General features: G+C 56.2%; 12 protein-coding genes. 4 read left to right on the top strand and 8 right to left on the bottom strand.

Annotated features, from left to right (window positions below; translation table 11 throughout):
* Window positions 1–16 precede the first annotated feature (16 nt).
* Window positions 17–1,675 (bottom strand): glucan biosynthesis protein D, encoded by a 1,659-nt coding sequence (locus CKF42_RS03070; RefSeq protein ID WP_033736167.1) that lies wholly within the window; start codon window positions 1,673–1,675, stop codon window positions 17–19.
* Window positions 1,676–2,009: 334 nt separating this feature from the next.
* Between CKF42_RS03070 and elaB the strand changes: the two genes are divergently transcribed.
* Both elaB and CKF42_RS03060 read left to right on the top strand, forming a co-directional pair.
* Window positions 2,010–2,321, top strand: coding sequence for a stress response protein ElaB (elaB, locus tag CKF42_RS03065; RefSeq protein WP_009089050.1), 312 nt, complete (start codon window positions 2,010–2,012; stop codon window positions 2,319–2,321).
* Window positions 2,322–2,518: 197 nt separating this feature from the next.
* Entirely contained in the window at window positions 2,519–3,715 is a 1,197-nt protein-coding gene (locus tag CKF42_RS03060; RefSeq protein WP_111207503.1) for a nicotinamide mononucleotide deamidase-related protein YfaY, read from the top strand.
* Between the two features lie 256 nt (window positions 3,716–3,971).
* On the opposite strand, the gene yfaE is transcribed toward CKF42_RS03060, so the two are convergent.
* The 4 genes from yfaE to ubiG all read right to left on the bottom strand — a co-directional run bounded on the left by yfaE (window position 3,972) and on the right by ubiG (window position 8,946).
* Window positions 3,972–4,232 carry a class I ribonucleotide reductase maintenance protein YfaE gene (yfaE, locus tag CKF42_RS03055; RefSeq protein WP_009089055.1) on the bottom strand — a complete coding sequence of 87 codons (261 nt, stop codon included), beginning with the start codon at window positions 4,230–4,232 and terminating at the stop codon, window positions 3,972–3,974.
* Between the two features lie 2 nt (window positions 4,233–4,234).
* Entirely contained in the window at window positions 4,235–5,365 is a 1,131-nt protein-coding gene (gene nrdB / locus CKF42_RS03050; RefSeq protein ID WP_009089058.1) for a class Ia ribonucleoside-diphosphate reductase subunit beta, read from the bottom strand.
* Window positions 5,366–5,440: 75 nt separating this feature from the next.
* Entirely contained in the window at window positions 5,441–7,726 is a 2,286-nt protein-coding gene (gene nrdA, locus CKF42_RS03045; RefSeq protein WP_111207501.1) for a class 1a ribonucleoside-diphosphate reductase subunit alpha, read from the bottom strand.
* Window positions 7,727–8,220: 494 nt separating this feature from the next.
* Entirely contained in the window at window positions 8,221–8,946 is a 726-nt protein-coding gene (gene ubiG / locus CKF42_RS03040; RefSeq protein ID WP_009089062.1) for a bifunctional 2-polyprenyl-6-hydroxyphenol methylase/3-demethylubiquinol 3-O-methyltransferase UbiG, read from the bottom strand.
* 177 nt (window positions 8,947–9,123) lie between these two features.
* On the opposite strand from ubiG, the gene gyrA reads away from it, so the two are divergent.
* Complete coding sequence (gene gyrA, locus CKF42_RS03035) at window positions 9,124–11,790, top strand: DNA topoisomerase (ATP-hydrolyzing) subunit A (protein WP_111207499.1); 2,667 nt, start codon at window positions 9,124–9,126, stop codon at window positions 11,788–11,790.
* A gap of 816 nt (window positions 11,791–12,606) precedes the next feature.
* Window positions 12,607–15,459 carry a two-component system sensor histidine kinase RcsC gene (rcsC, locus tag CKF42_RS03030; protein ID WP_111207497.1) on the top strand — a complete coding sequence of 951 codons (2,853 nt, stop codon included), beginning with the start codon at window positions 12,607–12,609 and terminating at the stop codon, window positions 15,457–15,459.
* A gap of 43 nt (window positions 15,460–15,502) precedes the next feature.
* On the opposite strand, the gene rcsB is transcribed toward rcsC, so the two are convergent.
* Genes rcsB through CKF42_RS03015 form a run of 3 tightly spaced genes read right to left on the bottom strand, consistent with a single transcriptional unit; the run spans window position 15,503 to window position 19,986 of the window.
* Complete coding sequence (gene rcsB, locus CKF42_RS03025) at window positions 15,503–16,153, bottom strand: response regulator transcription factor RcsB (RefSeq protein ID WP_009089068.1); 651 nt, start codon at window positions 16,151–16,153, stop codon at window positions 15,503–15,505.
* Between the two features lies 1 nt (window position 16,154).
* The gene (gene rcsD, locus CKF42_RS03020; RefSeq protein ID WP_009089070.1) at window positions 16,155–18,812 is read right to left on the bottom strand and encodes a phosphotransferase RcsD; all 2,658 of its coding nucleotides are present in this window, start codon (window positions 18,810–18,812) and stop codon (window positions 16,155–16,157) included.
* Window positions 18,813–18,831: 19 nt separating this feature from the next.
* On the bottom strand, window positions 18,832–19,986 hold the full coding sequence (locus CKF42_RS03015) for an MFS transporter (RefSeq protein WP_111207495.1): 1,155 nt from the start codon (window positions 19,984–19,986) through the stop codon (window positions 18,832–18,834).
* Window positions 19,987–20,692: the final 706 nt, after the last annotated feature.

Raw genomic sequence — 20,692 nt, 5'->3', positions numbered from 1 at the left:
GCCTCGCCTGTTGACATCAGCCGACCGTCATCTGGCGGTCATCGACATATTTCCGCTGATCCGGCGCAGGCGGGAAGTATTGATAGAGCCAGGTTTCGCTCAGCGTCTCCTCTTTGGTGCGCAGGAAGAGGCGCATTTCGACCGGCGCGGTCGAGTCGCTGTTCGGATACCAGTCAAACAGAATGCGATAACCCTTCAGCGGATCGACATACAGAATCTCGACCTGTTTCACGCTACCGGATGACACGGTAATGACCGGCTCGATGCCTTTCGGCGCGGCAGCCTGCAAATCACCCCCGATGAAATCGATGGCGAAGCGACGGCACCAGGTTTCCGGGAAGTGTTCGCCAGGCGCCCAGCCTTCCGGGAAACCGCCGATACCGGTGCGGGTGGCGTCAACGCGCGCCAGACCGCTGCGCACCGGCGGCAGACCACTCCAGTAGAGCTTGTAGGAGAAGTTCAGCTCACTGCCCGCTTTGACCGGTTCTGCGGGTTGCCAGAAGCAGACCACGTTATCCAGCGTTTCGCCGGTCGTCGGGATCTCCATCAGGTTAATCGCACCTTTGCCCCATTTGCCGACCGGCTCCACCCACAGGCTCGGACGCTTGTCATACCAGCCAATCACATCCTGATAATCTTTAAAGTCGTGATTAAGCTGGAGCAGGCCAAAGCCACGCGGATTCTCATCTTCGTAGGCGTTGAACTGGAGTCGCTGCGGATTGTTCAGCGGACGGGCAATCCATTCCCCTTTACCGGTCCACATCGCCAGGCGATCGGAGTCATGGATTTGCGGATGGTAGGTGTTGCACATGCGGCGTTCATTCGTGCCGCAGCTGAACATGCTGGTCATGGGCGAGATGCCAATCTGGCGGATCTCTTTGCGGGCAAACAGGTGGTTTTCCACCTCCATCACCACGCGTTTCTCTTCGCAATGGATGATGAACTTGTAGGCACCGGTGACGCTCGCGCCATCCAGCAGGGCATAGCAGGTAAAGGTGGTATCTTCCGCCTTTGGCGTTTCAAACCAGAAGGCCGTGAAATCGGGGAACTCTTCCTGACCGTTGCTGAAGGTGTTGATCGCGACGCCACGTGCCGAGAGGCCGTACTGGTAAGTATCGTCAACCGCACGGAAATAGCTTGCGCCGAGGAAGGAGACGATATCCCGGCGAGCCAGTTCCGGTTTCTTAAAGGCGCGGAAACCGGCAAAGCCCAGGTCGGTTTTACCCTCCAGCTGCTTTGTATCGACCTTCGCATCGTTATAGTTAAACAGTTCAGGACGGAAGTGGATTTCGCGCGCCTCGCGGCTGGCACTGTCAACCGAGAACATGCGGATGCGGCGCTTAAAGCCCATGCCGACGTGGAAGAACTGCACGTCCAGCTGACGGTCGGGCAGGTTGTTCCAGAGCGAGTGATTCGCGTCATACTGAATTTCGTTGTACGCCTGTGGCGTCAGCGTTGCCAGTGTCTCCGGCAGTGCGCCTGGTGCGCCGCCCCAGGGTTGCTTCGCCAGCGCGGCCGCTTTTTTCTTCAATACGTCGAAATCGAAGCGTACTGCGGTTCCGTCAGCAATGCCATCTTCTGCCCAGGCGGATTGCGCAAACAGCGTTGACAGGCCGGTCATGCCGCTGACGGCGGAGAAGGCCATTGACGCTTTCATAAACATTCTTCGATTCATGCCAGAGATCATTCCTTAGCTGTTCGAGGGTGTCGTGACTGTCGTGCAAAATGCACTTTCATGGCCCGATAATCACAGGCAACAGAGGGGTACGACAGCAGGGTAACTGGAAAATTCAGTTCCGTTAAAATTTATCAGATTAATCAAAGAAGCGAAGCGAAATTGCGTCTCTGCCGCTGCGTCTTACGCATCTTTGCACGGGGAAGGGCGCGCTGCCTGACGCTGCCCCGGTTAACAAATGAAAAATCAGGTGATTCCTGGCGCAGGAAATCGGCAGAGCGTCAGATTGTGGCTATAGTTAATGAACTGCTTTGCAATTCACACGGAGGAAACGATGGTAAACCAGACAAATCAATTCGAAACGGGCCTCGATGACGATATTGCGTTACTGACGGAAACGCTGGAAGAAGTACTGAAGGCATCCGGTGATCCGGCTGACCAGAAGTACATTGAGCTTAAAAGCAAAGCCGAACAGGCGCTGCACGATGTGAAATCCCGTGTCAGCCAGGCGTCCGATAGCTACTACTATCGTGCAAAACAGGCCGCTTACCGTGCCGACGATTACGTGCACGAAAAACCCTGGCAGGGTGTTGGCATCGGCGCTACCGCCGGTCTGATCCTGGGGCTGCTGCTGGCGCGTCGTTAATCGCGACGTCCTGACAGTCATCAAACGGCGGGTCTCACCCGCCGTTTTTGTTTTTCCTGAACGTACTGCCCGCCTCCGAAGACCCTCATTTTTCTCTTTCCGGCCTGAAGCGCCCTGTGCTCTCAGTGGGGAATGCGCATTGTGTTTCTCTGATGGAGTTCCTAAAGTAAAGCAAACGTTAAAAAGGAGAATGCGACGTGATCAGAGTAGAGATGCTGTCAACCGGGGATGAGGTGCTGCATGGCCAAATCGTCGATACCAACGCGGCCTGGCTGGCGGATGTGCTATTTCAGCACGGCCTGCCGATGACCAGCCGCACCACGGTCGGGGATTCTCTCGATTCGCTGATCGCGACGCTGCAGGCGCGCAGTCACGAGGCGGATGTGCTGATCGTGAATGGCGGGCTGGGGCCGACCAGTGACGATCTCAGTGCGCTGGCGGCGGCTCAGGCCTGTGGCGTGGAACTGGAGATGCAGCAGGGGTGGCTGGAGCAGATGGAAGCCTGGTTTGCCAGCCGGGGACGGGTGATGGCGGCGAGTAATCGCAAGCAGGCCGAGATCCCGGCCAATGCAGAACTGATTGATAATCCGGTCGGCACCGCCTGTGGCTTTGCCCTGCAGCTCAATCGCTGCTGGATGTTTTTCACGCCCGGCGTTCCCTCTGAGTTTAAAGTCATGGTGGAGCAGCAGATCATTCCGCGCCTGAAGGCGAAGTTTACGCCGCCCGAGCCGCCGGTCTGTCTGCGACTGACAACCTTTGGTCGCGGCGAAAGTGATATCGCCGCCGAACTGGAGTCGCTGCCGCTGCCCGAGGGTGTGGTAATGGGTTATCGCTCCTCCATGCCGATTATCGAGATCAAACTCACCGGCCCGGCAAGTCAGCGTGTGGCGATGGAGCAGGCGTGGCAGCAGGTTCGGCTGCTGCTGGCGGAATGCACCATTTTTGAAGGCACCGAAGGTTTACCGGCCCTGCTGGCCCGTGAACTGACGCAGCGCGGTGCAGCGCTGGCAATCAGTGAGCAGTACACCGCCGGACTGCTCTACTGGCAACTGGCTGCTGCCAGTGTGCCGTTGCGCGGTGCAGACATTCTGCCTTCCCGCCCTGAGACGCTTGAGCAGCAGGTTACCCGCACCGGCCAGCTCGCCGCGCAGCAGCAGGCGGCGCTGGCGCTCTCTGTCGGCAGTCTGGATCAGGAAGAGATAGCGATTGCCCTGCATACTCCGGAAGGCAGTGTCGGACAGCGGGTGAAATTCAGCACCGGCCGTCATAACCTGGAGACGCGGCAGAAGGTGGTGGCAATGATGGCGATGAACATGCTGCGCCGCTGGTTGCACGGCAGCGAAGTCAGCACCGGTCACGGCTGGATTGATGTGCTTGAAACTATCAGACAGTGAGAACAGGGAAAATAAAACGGGCGCCTGAGGCGCCCGTCTGGATCAGACTACGGATTCAACCCATACAGGGTTAGTCTGACAGCAATAAATAGGCTTAAAGCGCAGGGAACACGGGCAGAGGAGGAAAGCGTCCCGCGCCATGGACGGCGCGGGCCGAGCTGTCAGGGATGACGCTTTTTGCGTCTTTCCGATCTGACCGTGTTCCCTGAGCTGACGCGATCTCAAAGCAAATCAAGTCAGACTTTTTTCGTCTCAGTTACAACTCAAGCTCAATCTCGCCTTTGGCTTTACAGCAGCAGGGCAGGATCTCATCCTGCTGCACAAAGGCCAGCGGCTTCTGCGGGTAGTGCACTTCACCCTTCAGCAGCCGCATCCGGCAGGAGCCGCAGTAACCTTCGCGGCACTGGAACTCCACGCAGAGATTGTTGGCTTCCAGCAGCGTCAGCAGATTCGTGTGCTCGTCCGTGCATTCCAGCCGGGTGCCGGAGCTGCGCAGAATAACAACGTCGCGGCTCATGATTACAGCTGGAAGTCGTCGAAGTCGTTAGCGCCCACTTCAGAGTCAATCTGACCCACCAGATAGGAGCTCACTTCCACTTCCTGCGGCGCAACCTGAACGTTGTCAGACACCAGCCAGGAGTTGATCCACGGAATCGGATTTGACCGCGTCTGGAACGGCAAATCAAGGCCCACCGCCTGCATACGGATATTGGTGATGTACTCAATGTACTGGCAGAGAATATCTTTGTTCAGGCCGATCATTGAGCCGCCGCTGAACAGATAGTCTGCCCACTCTTTCTCCTGCTCGGCGGCCTTCTTAAACAGCTCGAAGCACTCATCACGGCACTCTGCCGCAATCTCTTTCATCTCCGGATCGTCTTCACCGCTGCGCAGCAGGTTCAGCATGTGCTGGGTGCCGGTCAGGTGCAGCGCTTCATCGCGGGCGATCAGCTTGATGATTTTGGCGTTGCCTTCCATCAGTTCACGCTCTGCGAAGGCGAATGAACAGGCGAAGCTGACATAGAAGCGGATGGCTTCCAGCGCATTGACGCTCATCAGACAGATATAAAGCTGCTTCTTCAGGGCGCGCAGGCTGACGACAACCGTTTTGCCGTTGACCTGATGCGTGCCTTCGCCCAGCTGATGCCAGTAGTTGGTCATCTCAATCAGATCGTCGTAATAGCGTGAGATATCCTGAGCGCGCGCCAGAATCTGCTCGTTGGTGACGATATCGTCAAACACCAGCGCCGGATCGTTCACGATGTTACGGATAATGTGGGTGTAAGAACGGGAGTGAATCGTCTCAGAGAAGGCCCAGGTTTCGATCCAGGTTTCCAGCTCAGGGATCGAGATCAGTGGCAGCAGCGCGACGTTCGGGCTGCGGCCCTGAATCGAATCCAGCAGCGTCTGATACTTCAGGTTGCTGATGAAGATATGCTTTTCATGTTCTGGCAGCGCCTGATAGTCGATACGGTCGCGGGACACGTCGACCTCTTCGGGACGCCAGAAGAAAGAGAGCTGCTTTTCGATCAGCTTTTCAAAAATGTCATATTTCTGCTGGTCGAAGCGCGCCACGTTGACCGACTGACCGAAAAACATCGGCTCTTTCAGCTGATCATTTTTGTTCTGTGAGAAGGTGGAGTAAGCCATAAAAGTTGTCCAAAAAAAGAGGAAGCGAAGTGGCCTCGTGAAATGAATGAGGCGGGAGAATCTCCCGCCTGGCCATTAGATTTTACAGGCGCCGCTCTCGCAGCCATCATCCTGGATAGAAGGTGCCAGGTCATCCTGAGCATCTTCCGCACCGTCACGGGTGTTCTGATAGTAGAGCGTTTTCACGCCGAACTTGTACGCCGTCAGCAGATCTTTCAGCAGTTGCTTCATCGGCACTTTACCGTTGGCAAAGCGGGATGGATCATAGTTGGTGTTAGACGAAATCGCCTGGTCGATGAATTTCTGCATCAGACCCACCAGCTGCAGATAGCCATCGTTGTTCGGCATTTCCCACAGCAGCTCATACTGATCTTTCAGGCGCTCATACTCCGGCACCACCTGACGCAGGATGCCATCTTTCGACGCTTTGATGCTGATGTGACCGCGTGGCGGCTCAATGCCGTTGGTGGCATTAGAGATCTGCGACGATGTCTCAGACGGCATCAGCGCTGACAGCGTCGAGTTGCGCAGGCCGTGAGTTTTGATCTCTTCACGCAGGCTTTCCCAGTCGAGATGCAGCGGTTCGTTGCTGATCGCGTCCAGATCTTTTTTGTAGGTGTCGATAGGCAGGATGCCCTGCGCATAGGTGGTTTCGTTGAACCACGGGCAGGCACCTTGCTCTTTCGCCAGCGCGTTTGAGGCTTTCAGCAGGTAATACTGAATGGCTTCAAAGGTCTTGTGCGTCAGGCCATTGGCGCTGCCGTCGGAGTAGCGCACACCGTGCTTCGCCAGGTAGTAAGCGTAGTTGATCACGCCGATACCCAGGGTACGACGACCCATCGCGCCACGCTTCGCTGCCGGGATGGGGTAATCCTGATAGTCGAGCAGGGCGTCAAGCGCACGCACCGCCAGGGTCGCGAGCTCTTCCAGATCGTCGAGGCTGTCAATGGCACCCAGGTTGAACGCAGAGAGCGTACACAGGGCGATCTCACCGTTTTCGTCGTTCACATCTTCCAGCGGCTTGGTCGGCAGCGCGATCTCCAGGCAGAGGTTAGACTGGCGAACCGGCGCGATGCTGGCGTCAAACGGGCTGTGGGTGTTGCAGTGGTCGACGTTCTGAATGTAGATACGGCCGGTTGAGGCGCGTTCCTGCATCATCAGAGAGAAGAGATCGACCGCTTTGACACGCTGTTTGCGGATGCTCTGATCCTGCTCATATTTGGTGTAAAGGCGCTCAAACTCATCCTGATCGGCGAAGAAGGCGTCATACAGACCCGGGACATCTGACGGGCTGAACAGGGTAATCTCTTCCCCTTTCAGCAGGCGCTGGTACATCATTTTGTTGAGCTGCACGCCATAGTCCATGTGGCGCACGCGGTTGCCTTCAACACCACGGTTGTTTTTCAGCACCAGCAGACTTTCGATTTCCAGGTGCCACATCGGGTAGAACAGCGTGGCGGCACCGCCGCGAACGCCGCCCTGAGAACAGGACTTCACCGCAGTCTGGAAATGTTTGTAGAACGGGATACAGCCGGTGTGGAACGCTTCACCGCCGCGGATCGGGCTGCCCAGCGCACGGATGCGACCGGCGTTGATGCCGATACCGGCACGCTGAGAGACATATTTCACGATCGCGCTGGAGGTGGCGTTGATTGAGTCCAGGCTGTCGCCGCACTCGATCAGGACACAGGAGCTGAACTGACGCGTCGGGGTACGCACGCCCGACATGATAGGTGTCGGCAGGGAGATCTTAAAGGTCGAAACCGCATCATAGAAACGTCTGATGTAATCCATGCGGGTGTCGCGCGGATAGCCAGAGAAGAGGCAGGCGGCGACCAGGATGTAGAGGAACTGCGCGCTCTCGTAGATTTCACCGGAGACGCGGTTCTGCACCAGATATTTGCCTTCCAGCTGCTTTACGGCAGCATAGGAGAAGTTCATGTCGCGCCAGTGGTCGAGGAACTCGTCCATCTGCGCAAACTCTTCCGGGCTGTAATCTTCCAGCAGGTGGCGGTCATATTTGCCGAGGTCCACCATTTTGACGACCTGGTCATAGAGCTTTGGTGGCTCAAACTGACCATACGCCTTTTTGCGCAGGTGGAAGATTGCCAGGCGGGCAGCCAGGTACTGATAGTCAGGGGCATCGCGAGAGATGAGGTCTGCTGCGGCCTTGATGATGGTCTCATGAATGTCAGAGGTCCTGATGCCATCATAGAACTGAATATGGGAACGCAGCTCCACCTGTGACACTGAGACGTTGTTCAGCCCTTCAGCTGCCCAGTCCAGCACACGGTGAATTTTGTCGAGATCAATGCGCTCCTGGCGGCCATCGCGTTTAGTAACGAGCAGACTCTGGTTCATGTCGCGTTTTTACCTTTGCGTGAGTATCCAAAAATTAAAAGAAATCCCGGTTTATACACAGCATATTCATTGTGAATAATATGTGGATAAACACAACATCTAGGGGGTTATGGGAAAACCTGCAACTACATGGAGGCATATTTTAGTATTTTGCGGCGGGTTAACAAGAGCAAAAAATGATGACGGGAGGGGTTGTAATTCTGGCGAAAATTCTTAGCCCACGCCTTATAAGGCCTGACACCCTGTCAACCCGATCACACTTTTTTTTGTTAATTTGATCGGACGCGTATTTCTTATTCAATCCTCAGATGTGCGCAGAAAAAGGGATGAAAATTGCGCAAAAGCCGCTAGCGCTCTGCGGCTCTGGCAGAAAAGGCGGGCGGGCAGGTGAAATCTGTCAGGGCCAGCCTGAGCTAAGTGACTGGCAGATATCAGAATGGCGTGGTGGTCTGAGCGGGGAGAAGGCCCGCCGGAGAAAGAGGCGGGCCGGAGACTTAGCGGGCGCGGTGGGTGTGCACCATATAATTGACGTCGGTGCCGGGTGCCAGTTTGAAGCGGTTGGTCACCGGGTTGTAGTGCAGGCCAATGATGTGACGTTCACGCAGAGTGGTTTCATCGACCCAGCCGAGCAGCTCAGAGGGACGGATAAACTTTTTCACGTCATGGGTGCCGCGTGGCACCATGCGCAGCACATATTCTGCGCCGAACACCGCCAGCAGCCAGGCTTTGGGATTGCGATTCAGCGTGGAGAAGAAGACCTCGCCGCCCGGCTTAACCAGCTGCGCACAGGCGTGCACCACCGAGCGCGGGTCCGGAACGTGCTCCAGCATCTCCATGCAGGTCACCACATCATATTTTCCGGCGTTCTCTTCCGCATGCGCTTCTACGGTCTGCTGCACGTAGTCCAGCGTGACGCCGCTCTCAAGGGCATGCAGACGTGCGACCGCCAGAGGTTCCGCTCCCATGTCCAGCCCGGTCACTACCGCACCTTCGCGCGCCATGCTCTCGGCTAAAATGCCGCCGCCGCAGCCGACGTCGAGCACGGTTTTACCAAACAAACCGTTGCTGTGCTCCGCGATATAGCCCAGTCGCAGCGGGTTAATGCGGTGCAACGGTTTAAATTCACCCTCCAGATCCCACCAGCGCGAGGCAACGGCCTCAAACTTGGCAATTTCCTGTGCATCGACGTTCTGCTGATGATTCTGCGGTTGTGCATTCATTGAATCGTAACTCCTGACAAAATGTCCCCACAGTATAAACGCTTAACCGCCGATGGCACACCTTTCAGGCACAAGGAAAAGCGGGTGAAATCGGTGGTTAACGTTCACCAGAGCATTGCAGTGTGATATACTTTCGCACCTTTAAAATCCGGGATTAAGTAGAGGGATAGCGGCTCCATGAGCGACCTTGCGAGAGAAATTACACCGGTCAATATCGAAGAAGAATTAAAGACTTCTTACCTCGATTACGCCATGTCGGTCATCGTTGGCCGAGCTTTACCCGATGTGCGTGACGGCCTGAAGCCGGTGCATCGTCGCGTACTTTTTGCGATGAGCGAACTGGGTAACGACTGGAACAAACCCTATAAAAAATCTGCCCGCGTCGTCGGTGACGTTATCGGTAAATATCACCCGCATGGTGATTCCGCCGTTTACGACACCATTGTACGTATGGCCCAGCCTTTCTCCCTGCGTTACATGCTGGTGGACGGACAAGGCAACTTCGGTTCCATCGATGGCGACTCCGCCGCGGCGATGCGTTATACCGAAGTCCGCATGTCAAAAATCGCCCACGATCTGTTAGCTGACCTGGAAAAAGAGACCGTCGATTTTGTGCCGAACTATGACGGCACAGAGCAGATCCCTGAAGTTCTGCCGACCAAAATCCCTAACCTGCTGGTTAACGGTTCCTCCGGTATCGCCGTGGGGATGGCAACCAATATTCCGCCGCATAACCTGCGCGAAGTGATTAACGGCTGCCTGGCCTACATTGAAGATGAGAACATCAGCATTGAAGGGCTGATGGAGCACATTCCGGGACCTGACTTCCCGACCGCCGCCATCATCAACGGCCGCCGTGGCATTGAAGAAGCGTACCGCACCGGACGCGGTAAGATTTATATTCGTGCGCGTGGCGAAGTGGAAGCGGATGCCAAAACGGGCCGCGAGACCATCGTCATTCACGAGCTGCCTTATCAGGTCAACAAAGCCCGCCTGATCGAGAAGATTGCAGAGCTGGTGAAAGAGAAGCGTGTCGAAGGCATCAGCGCGCTGCGCGATGAGTCTGACAAAGACGGCATGCGCATCGTGATCGAGATTAAGCGTGATGCGGTCGGCGAAGTGGTGCTGAATAATCTCTATTCACTGACTCAGTTGCAGACTTCGTTTGGTATCAACATGGTTGCCCTGCATCAGGGTCAGCCGAAGATTATGGCGCTGAAGGAGATTCTGGAAGCCTTTGTTCGCCATCGTCGTGAAGTGGTGACGCGCCGTACCATTTTTGAACTGCGTAAAGCCCGTGACCGTGCGCATATCCTTGAAGGTCTGGCGATTGCGCTGGCGAATATCGATCCGATCATCGAGCTGATCCGCCGTGCGCCAACGCCGGCAGAAGCAAAAGCGGGTCTGATTTCGCAGGCGTGGGATCTCGGTAACGTGTCAGCGATGCTGGAGCGTGCCGGTGATGACGCCGCCCGTCCGGAGTGGCTGGAGCCGCAGTTTGGCATCCGCGACGGTCAGTACTACCTGACCGAGCAGCAGGCTCAGGCGATTCTGGATCTGCGTCTGCAGAAACTGACCGGCCTTGAGCACGAGAAGCTGCTGGATGAGTATAAAGCGCTGCTGGATCAGATCGCCGGGTTGCTGCTGATTCTGTCGAGCGCTGAGCGTCTGATGGAAGTGATCCGCGAAGAGCTGGAGCTGATGCGCGATCAGTTTGGTGACGATCGTCGCACCGAGATTACCGCGAACAGCGCGGACATCAACATCGAAGACCTGATCAATCAGGAAGACGTGGTGGTGACGTTGTCGCATCAGGGCTATGTGAAGTATCAGCCGCTGAGTGACTACGAAGCGCAGCGTCGTGGTGGTAAAGGCAAGTCAGCGGCACGCATCAAGGAAGAGGACTTCATTGATCGTCTGCTGGTAGCCAATACCCACGATACGATTCTCTGCTTCTCCAGCCGTGGCCGTCTCTACTGGATGAAGGTTTATCAGCTGCCGGAAGCGAGCCGTGGTGCGCGTGGACGTCCAATCGTCAACCTGCTGCCGCTGGAAGCGAACGAGCGTATTACGGCGATTCTGCCGGTTCGCGAGTATACCGAAGGCTTCAATATCTTTATGGCGACCGCGCTGGGCACCGTGAAGAAGACCGCGCTGAAAGAGTTCAGCCGTCCGCGCAGCGCCGGCATTATTGCCGTGAATCTGCGTGACGACGATGAGCTGATCGGTGTGGCGCTGACCAACGGTAATGACGAAGCGATGCTGTTCTCCGCCGCCGGTAAAGTGGTGCGCTTCGCCGAGAGCGCTGTGCGTGCCATGGGCCGAACCGCATCAGGTGTTCGCGGTATCAAGCTGGCTGAAGGCGATCGCGTAGTTTCTCTGATTGTGCCGCGTGAAGAGGGTGCGATTCTTACCGTGACGCAGAATGGTTACGGCAAGCGTACCGCCAACAGCGAATACCCGACCAAGTCGCGTGCGACGCAGGGTGTGATTTCAATCAAGGTGACCGATCGTAACGGTCCGGTGATTGGCGCTGTTCAGGTGGTGGATAGCGATCAGATTATGATGATCACCGATGCCGGTACGCTGGTGCGTACCCGCGTTTCAGAAGTCAGCGTCGTGGGTCGTAATACCCAGGGTGTGATTCTGATCCGCACCGCAGAGGATGAGAATGTGGTCGGATTGCAGCGTGTCGCCGAGCCGGTTGAAGAGGAAGAGCTGGATTCAATCGACGGCAGCGTGGCGGAAGGCGAGGATGATATCGCGCCTGAAGCGGATTCTGACGATGAAGAGATTGCACCGGAAGCGGAAGACGAAGACGACGCGGCTGAAGACGACGAGTAAGTTGTCTGGCATAAGCTGAGGTTCGTTGCAGAAACGGCAGGTCAGGGGAAACCCGGCCTGCCGTTTTTTTATGCGGTGTGCAAGGTAGCCTGTGGCGGCGATGAGGCCGCTGCGATCGAAAGGCCCGTCATGCCCGACCGCAAAGGGTTCCCGCATCCCTGCGGATCGGCCACGCCATCCCTGGCGTGGACGCTTTGCTCTTCGGGCATGGCAGGCCTTTCTCGCCGGATAGGGTGTCGCTTCAGGCGGGTGAGTGCGCGGGCGGGAGGATGCGGATTCTTGTGGGTGTGGCGGTGAGGCCGCTGCGATCGAAAGGCTTTTCTCGGCGGGGTATGGTGTCGCTTCAGGCCGTTGCGATCGAAAGGCCCGCCATGCCCGATCGCAAAGGATTCCCGCATCCCAGCGGATCGGCCACGCCATCCCTGGCGTGGACGCTTTGCTCTTCGGGCATGGCAGGCCTTTCTCGCCGGGATAAGGTGTCGCTTCAGGCGGGTGAGTGCGCGGACTGGAGGATGCGGATTCTTGTGGGTGTGGCGGTGAGGCCGCTGCGATCGAAAGGCCTTTCTCGCCGGGATAGGGTGTCGCTTCAGCTCTTTCTCGCCGGGATAGGGTGTTGCTTCAGCTCTTTCTGGCTGGAAAACGGTTTCGCTTCAGGCGGGGGATGGGGGACGTCAGGCGTGACGGCAAAAGCTGTCCGAAAAGCGTCCCAAACTGCCTGCCGGGCCTTCCGCTGGCTGGCTTTTTTCGCCCGATGAAGCTAGTGTATGGGCAATAAAAATTGATGATGCGACTAACCTTGCCAACTGCGAGTTCCCTTTGAAATATCCTGTCTCTTTCCGCACTACGCTTCGCATCTCGCGCTATCTTTTCCGCGCGCTGGCGCTGCTAATCTGGACGCTGGGCGCTGTTCTTACCGCGTTTTACATCATCAGCGTGCTGCACAATAAAGAGACGCAGGTTCGTCAGGAGTTTGCCAGCAATTACGGCACGATACAGTGGTATGTGCGGCACTCCGCCGACATGATGCGGGAGCTGAAATATATCACGGAGAACCGGCTGACGAATGCCAGCAACGGCATGGATGCGCTGACCGGCATGATCCCGGGTAAAACGACCCAGCCGCAGTTTACGCCGCTATTTTCAGATGGCGACTGCACCGCCATGAGCAACACCTGGCGCAACTCGCTCGACTCCCTCAGTTATTACATCAACTACTGGAAAAGCAACTTCGCCTCCTCGTATGAGCTGAACCGGGTGTTCTTTATCGGAGGGGAAAGCCAGTGTCTGGCCGACTTCACGATTGGCAGCAGCACCGCCGATCGGGAGCGCAGCCTGAAATCGCTGCGTGAGAATGTGCTGCGCTACCGTAACAGCAACGAAGAAGAGCGCCGCAACCCGATGTACTGGATCAACAGCAGTGCTCAGCCGGGTGTCGGCACCTTCTACATGGTGGTGCCGGTCTACGTGGCCAACAAGTTGCAGGCGCTGCTGGGTGTCGAACAGAATATCCGCCTGGATGAGTTTATTCAGCCGGGCAGTCTGCCAATCATCGCCTCGATTACCGACGAAAATTATCGTCCACTGCTCAATTCGCGCCGGGGCGGGCTGGGCTTCTCGCTCGACAGTCTGCCCGATGACAAAACCTGGTTCGGTTATCTGAATGGTTATCGTCAGCTGGTGCTGAAAAAGCCGCTGCCGCCTTCCGATCTCAACGTGGTGTGGTCGATACCCACCGACGTGATGATGGATCAGCTGAAGCTGATGATCATTAATGCGCTGCTGCTCAATGTGTTCAGCGCCATCATTCTGTTTACGCTCGCCTGGCTGTTTGAGCGCCGGATGTTCCTGCCCGCCGAGGAGAATGCGCACCGGCTGGAGGAGCATGAGCAGTTCAACCGTAAGATTGTGGCCTCGGCGCCGGTGGGGATCTGTATTTTACGCACCAGCGACGGCACCAATATTCTGAGTAACGAGCTGGCGCACAATTACCTGACCCTGCTGACCCAGGAAGATCGCCTGCGGCTGAATGAGATTATCGGCGGCCAGCAGGTTAATTTCGTCGATGTGCTCACCGGCAGCAACACCAACCTGCAAATCAGCTTTGTCCATTCGCGCTATCGCAATGAAAACGTGGCGATTTGTGTACTGGTGGACGTGTCGGCCCGTGTTCGCATGGAGCAGTCGCTGCAGGAGATGGCCCATGCGGCAGAGCAGGCGAGCCAGTCGAAGTCGATGTTCCTTGCCACCGTCAGCCATGAGCTGCGCACGCCGCTCTATGGGATTATCGGTAACCTCGATCTGCTGCAGACCCGGCAACTGCCCAGCGGGATCGACTCGCTGGTGACGGCGATGAACAACTCCTCCAGCCTGCTGCTGAAAATCATCAGCGATATCCTCGACTTCTCTAAAATCGAGTCAGAGCAGCTGAAGATCGAGCCGCGTCCGTTTGCACCGCGTGAAATCGTGACCCACATCGTCGGCAACTATCTGTCGCTGGTGGTGAAGAAGCGACTGACGCTCTACTGCTTTATCGAACATGACGTTCCGCAGGTGCTGGATGGCGATCCGCTGCGTCTGCAACAGGTGATCTCCAACCTGCTGAACAACGCCATTAAGTTCACCCACACCGGCTGTATTATCCTGCACGCCTATGTCTCGCAGGGCTATCTGGCTTTCCGGGTGCGCGATACCGGGGTCGGGATTCCGGCGAAAGAGCTGCCGCGCCTGTTTGATCCCTTCTTCCAGGTCGGGAATGGCGTGCAGCGTAATTTCCAGGGCACCGGGCTGGGACTGGCGATCTGTGAAAAGCTGATCAATATGATGGACGGCGACATTGAGGTCGACTCAGAGCCGGGCATGGGCAGTCAGTTCATTGTGCGTATTCCCGTCTACAAAGGGCAGAAGCCGTCGCTGATGCTGCTGGAGGATTTGCAGGAGAAGAAAATCTGGCTGGCGATGCGCAATGATTACCTGGCGGCGTTTATCACGCGTCAGATGCAGCAGCAGGGGATTCAGGTTGCGGATTATAACGGCAAACCGGGCCCCGACGATGTGGTGATGACCGATTACGAGCTGGAGCTCGATCTACCGCTGCGGGCGCTGGTCACATTTGATGGATCGCATGTGGATATGCCGCGTGAACGTCAGCCTGGACGCTGGGTTCACTCGACCGCCACACTGCATGAAGTACCGGCGCTGCTGGCGCGTATCTATCGCATCTCGCTCGGCCACGACGCGGCAGATGCGCTGCTGCTGGCTGGCCCGGTGGAAGAGAAGATTCACAACGATGACATCATGGTTCTGATCGTCGATGACCATCCGATTAACCGTATGCTGCTTTCAGAACAGCTCGGCACGCTGGGGTATCAGGTGAAAACCGCCCAGGATGGCGTCGATGCGCTTAACGTGCTGAGCCGCAATGAGATCGACATCGTACTGACCGACGTGAACATGCCTAACATGGATGGGTATCGCCTGACGCAGCGGTTGCGTCAGCTGGGGCATCTCTTCCCGGTCATTGGCGTCACGGCAAATGCGCTGGCCGAAGAGAAGCAACGTTGTATGGACGCGGGCATGGATAACTGCCTGTCGAAACCGGTGACGTTAGATGTGCTGAAAAGCACGCTGGCAATCTATGCTGAGCGGGTGCGTAAAACGCGCATGAAGTAGGGCAGAGGGGAGGCGGTGCAGGCTGCACCGCCTCAGCGATCGATTAGTCTCTTTCGACCTGAGTCTGGCTGACAGAGGAGAGGTAGTTCAGCAGGGCAATATCGTTATCCACGCCCAGTTTCATCATCGCTGATTTCTTCTGGCTGCTGATGGTTTTGATACTGCGGTTCAGTTTCTTGGCAATTTCTGTCACCAGGAAACCTTCTGCGAACAGACGCAGCACTTCGCTCTCTTTCGGTGACAGGCGCTTGTCGCCGTAACCGCCCGCGCTGATTTTCTCCAGCAGTTTCGCCACGCTTTCCGGCGTATATTTCTTGCCTTTCTGCAGGGCTGCCAGCGCTTTTGGCAGGTCGGTTGGCGCGCCCTGTTTCAGCACGATGCCTTCGATGTCGAGATCAAGCACAGAGCTCAGGATCGCCGGGTTATTGTTCATCGTCAGAACAATAATGGAGAGATCCGGATAGTGGCGTTTGATGTATTTAATCAGCGTGATGCCGTCGCCATACTTCTCACCAGGCATGGAGAGGTCGGTGATCAGGACGTTAGCATCCAGCTTGGACAGATTGTTGATCAGTGCTGTTGAGTCTTCGAACTCACCTACAACGTTGACCCATTCAATTTGTTCCAGAGACTTTCGGATACCGAAAAGGACAATTGGATGGTCATCGGCAATAATTACATTTAAGTTATTCATCTTATTGGTTACCTTGCTGCAGCAGTTGATTGACGTAAGCGTCAATATCACTGGTGGTATTTGTAATGTTTGAATCGTCACACGCTTTAATGTGGTGTTCTAACTCTTCACAAAGCTGTTTGCCGGGAGACAGGTTGAGCATGGCAAACACGCCCTTCAGGCGATGCGCTGTCTGAGCAAGCGAGTCGTAGTCCTTTTCTGCTGACTCAGTATACAGTCTCTTCACATCAACCGGTACTGTCTCGGTAAACAGCTGGAAATAGCCGCCGCTCATCAGTGGCGTGGCTGTGTCGTCTTCCCTGTCATTATCCATCACATCATGCGACAGTTGCTTCTCAATCAGGGCCAGCAATGCATCCAGCAGCGCATTACTGAGATTGAAATTGACCCGATACTGCTGGTCGTTCAGTGCATGATGACCGAGTTCATCTTCCGCCAGCAGCAGTGCCCAGCCGCTCAGCTTCGACGGATCGTCGGTTACCAGCACGTCGTGATCCTGTCCGGAAATACGCTCGTCCGGAGTGAGACAGCGCGCTCCCCAGTTTTCCAGATGGCGGCAGACGATTTTATGGACGTCCTCCACGGTGATCTCCACCAGGGCGGTGACCCCATCCAGAATTTTTTCCTCTTCTTCTTCCTGCTTCTGCTCCAGTGCCATCGGCAGCTGCATATTATAGCGGGTGCCGATATCCGCTTTCGCGACGATATCCAGACTGCCCCCCATCTGCTTGCAAAGCTGTTTACAGAGGAAGAAGGCCATGCCTGACGCCTGACCATATCGATCCTGGCTGGTGTCGCCCAGGAACGGGAAATCGACATTCGCCAGCTCATCCACGGTCAGGCCCGCGCCGGTATCAACCAGTTCGATGATGAGTCTATCGGCCTGTTTATTCGCAACCTTAACTTCCAGGGTAATTTTTCCCCAGCGGGTGGTGGTCAGCGCATAGTGCATCAGGGTGGTCAGCACCTTACGCAAGGCGCGACGGTCGCCAAAGCGCATCTCATCATTGGCCAGATGGTTATTGACCACCAGTGACAACCCTTTGCGACGCATCAGCGGCAGGCTTTCCAGTGCGATCTCATCCAGCAGTTCCTGCAGGTTGAAGATGGTGGCATCCGGTGACCAGTCGTGCGCCTCCAGCCGGTTCAGCAGCACGATATCATCCACCAGCCGCGCCAGCCCCTGGCTCTCATCAAGCAGGTCGAGTACGGATTCATCGGCATCCCGCTGGCTGAGCTGCACCAGCTGCGCCACGATCTTCTCCAGCGGCTGATTCAGCGCATGGCCAAGATTGTGCAGCAGCTGCTGACGCATCTGATGGTTGCGATCCAGAACCTGCTGCGCTTTCTGCAGCTTCTTGTTCACCAGCAGTTCGCGATCCTGGTCACGCATCATAAACAGCTGGGTATGGGGTGAGAGCACGCTACGGGCGTGGCGGATCTCATACACTTCGTTATTGATGGTAGCCTGCAGAACGCCCTGATGCTGGTCGGACATATTAATAATCTTCTGCAGATTGAGGTGCGGCAGAAGATGCTCTGCAATCTTGTTGCTCAGCAGGGTGCGGTTGCTGGCAAAGTCATAGACCAGCAGGCCCACCGGCAGGCTGCCCACAATCTCTTCATTCAGTACCCGAAGCGAGTCGAGTTCTGCGCTCTGGTTCTCACTGGGGCGCAGGGACTGCTGACGCAGCAGCATCACACCGCCCAGCGACAGCAGGAACAGCAGCAGGTTGATCAGCAGCGGCCAGAGCAGGTTGTGCAGTGTGTCGACGATCAGGCGGGTAATCGGCACCTGATAGACCAGCTGCAGCGGGGTGCTGGGCAGCGTGGCAGCAATCTCGACGTTCGGGTTAACCAGCGAGATGTGCGTATTTTCCACCTCCTGCTGTTCACTGCTGGCAGAGGGCAGTGAGCTGTCCTGGCGCAGCTGGAAATTCTCCAGCGGCATATTCTGCGGCACCAGATCGTTCACCGGCAGATCAAAGGCGACCACGGTGGCCAGGTGGCCCGGCTGATTAAAGGTGGTGCGCAGCGTGAAGTAGTGATCGTTCTGGAAGGCGAGGTGACGCAGGGGCGAGAAGCTCTCACGCTCGTCCAGCGCGTTCGCCTGCTGCAGCATTTCAGCGCGACGGCTGTCCACCATTGAACTGATGGCGCTCTCTTTGTAGCGCGTCGCCATATCCTTCAGCGGCAGCGTGGAGATCATGATCAGGCTATTGTCCTGACCATTTAAAAAGTACATCGACCAGGTCGGGTTCTCCGCGCCCCAGAGCGTATCCAGATAGTTGGACATCCGCATGGTCATATCCAGCGTGCTGCTGTCATGCGATCCGAAGATCAGCGCTTCGGTCTTGCGGCGGGTTTTTTCCAGATAGTAGACGTCAGGACGCAGGCGCGTCTCCTGCAGGCTGCTGCCCGGAGGCGTTCCTGCCGCACTGGTGGAGAGGTTTTCATAGATCTGCCAGGTGGCAAAGCGATAGGCGTCGATACGCTTCTGAACGTCGCGGGCCAGATCGTCCATGGCATAGCGTTTTCCGGTGAGCCAGGCATTCACGGAGTTCTGCACCATAAAGCCCAGCGCCAGCAGGAGCACCAGATTGAAAACCACAAAAAAGCGGGTGACATTGCCGGATGTCAGTGGAAACTTATACAACATAGCGTGTCAGGTACCTGAATTATCGCGCAACTCTTCGCGCACTGGCGGCTACCACTAACAGCAGCAGGGCGATCACTAAAAACGCGCCGCTGAGGCTGATCCATTGCGAAATGAATCCGATTAAAGCCGGACCTGAGAGAATACCCGCATATCCCAGCGTTGTCATGGCAGAAATCGCCAGGTTCGCGGGCATATCCTGTTGATTCCCGGCAGCATTGAACAACATCGGCACCGTATTGGATAAACCAAAGCCGACCAGCAGGAAAGCCAGCAGGGCGATCTCCGGCCACGGCAGCCACACCGCCAGCGTCATGCCCGCTGCGGCGGTCAGCGCCCCGGTTATCATGACCGGATAGCGACCAAAGCGCTGGATGATTTTATCGCCGCTGAACCGCCCCAGCGTCATTGCCACGGAGAAGGTGGCATAGCCGAGGCCGGCATAGGCCGTTGACATCGCCGGGTTCTGCAGCAGCAGCAGCGCGCCCCAGTCGAGCACCGCGCCCTCTGCCAGAAAGAGAATAAAGCAGAGCAGGCCGAGAAACGCCACCCAGCCACGCGGTATCACCAGCCAGGGCTGGTCGGGCTGATGGAGACGCTCATTCATTAATACCGGGATGCGCCACAGTAACAGCAGCAGCATCACGGCCATCACCACCAGCGTGGCGGCCAGCGGTGAGAACGACTGGCTCAGCAGCAGGCTGACCGTCCCCGCACCCAGAATGCCGCCAAGGCTGAAGAAGCCATGAAAGCCGGACATCATCGGCTGACCCGCCGCCTGTTCAACCTGAACCGCCTGATAATTCATGGCGACATCCAGCATGCCCAGCCCGGCACCAAACAGCATCAGCGCGGCCGCCATCAGCAGATGCGAGTCCGCCGTGGCCAGCAGCGGCATCATGACCAGCACCAACAGAGTGGAGAAACACATCACCCGACGGCAGCCAAAGCGCGCAACCAGCGTGCCGGTGACCGGCATCGCCGCCAGTGAACCGATGCCGAGACAGAGCAGCAACGCACCCAGTGAGGCGCCGCTCAGCTGCAGACGATCACGGGCAAACGGCACCAGCGGTGCCCAGGCTGACATGCCTAACCCGTTGATCAGGAAGATGGTGCGGGTGCCCCAGTTCAGGCGGCTCTGCTGTTGATGTTGTTGTGCAGCGTCCAGTGCGGTCATAGGTCAGATTCATCAGTGATAAAGGGAAAAAGTGTAGCACCGGCCGGCAATCTGTGGCCGTCGCGCCTCTTATCAGCAGGGGTGCAGCACCCTCATCAATATGACAAAACCGGGAGTTTACCGATTTTTAATGCGCTGCGGATTTTTTCCAGAACTTTCCTGGCAGGACGGGACGCCGCGCAAGTCGACTTAACTCAAATTTCAGTGCCGTTTTCAACGGGTTGTCTGCTTAAACGAAGCTGTCGTCCCGGTGGGAAATGCTGGCTGAATCGCATAACTAAAAAAATCTTTTCAGCGCCCTGAAGTTCTCAGAATGGCGATATTTTAGCCGTTTTGTGACATTTATGGAAACATCCCGCCACAAATTGACATGAAAAATCAAGGGCAAAGCGTTATTTCATGAACGTTTTATAGCAAGACTGACTTATGTAATAAAGATTAAATCATAATTAAATCTGTACATTGGTGTTGATTTTCAGCACGTTTAGGATAAAAGTTATTTTGTCAGAACCGCTACGTTTCGCGTCCGTCTGTACAACTTAATCTAACAATAAAAGCGTTGTTTTCTGCCCGGACCAGGATCTGCGGCGCCGCTTGGCTTTGCCCTTACTACATACACCAGGTTAACGCGCCCGCTGTTTTTCAGTGGGTGGAACTAAGTGTGAATATCGTAAACGTAAAATAAATTTATGTTTACGGATTCAGT

The sequence above is a fragment of the Pantoea sp. ARC270 genome (genome assembly GCF_003236725.1).
In the GTDB taxonomy this organism is placed as follows: Bacteria; Pseudomonadota; Gammaproteobacteria; order Enterobacterales; family Enterobacteriaceae; genus Pantoea; species Pantoea anthophila.
This window is presented reverse-complemented; position numbering and strand designations above follow the sequence as displayed.

Coding starts and splice junctions, on each gene's coding strand:
- yfaE (WP_009089055.1), bottom strand. CDS start 4,232: ATGAGCCGCGACGTTGTTATTCTGCGCAGCTCCGGCACCCGGCTGGAA.
- rcsB (WP_009089068.1), bottom strand. CDS start 16,153: ATGAATAACTTAAATGTAATTATTGCCGATGACCATCCAATTGTCCTT.
- CKF42_RS03070 (WP_033736167.1), bottom strand. CDS start 1,675: ATGAATCGAAGAATGTTTATGAAAGCGTCAATGGCCTTCTCCGCCGTC.
- nrdB (WP_009089058.1), bottom strand. CDS start 5,365: ATGGCTTACTCCACCTTCTCACAGAACAAAAATGATCAGCTGAAAGAG.
- rcsD (WP_009089070.1), bottom strand. CDS start 18,812: ATGTTGTATAAGTTTCCACTGACATCCGGCAATGTCACCCGCTTTTTT.
- nrdA (WP_111207501.1), bottom strand. CDS start 7,726: ATGAACCAGAGTCTGCTCGTTACTAAACGCGATGGCCGCCAGGAGCGC.
- gyrA (WP_111207499.1), top strand. CDS start 9,124: ATGAGCGACCTTGCGAGAGAAATTACACCGGTCAATATCGAAGAAGAA.
- elaB (WP_009089050.1), top strand. CDS start 2,010: ATGGTAAACCAGACAAATCAATTCGAAACGGGCCTCGATGACGATATT.
- ubiG (WP_009089062.1), bottom strand. CDS start 8,946: ATGAATGCACAACCGCAGAATCATCAGCAGAACGTCGATGCACAGGAA.
- CKF42_RS03015 (WP_111207495.1), bottom strand. CDS start 19,986: ATGACCGCACTGGACGCTGCACAACAACATCAACAGCAGAGCCGCCTG.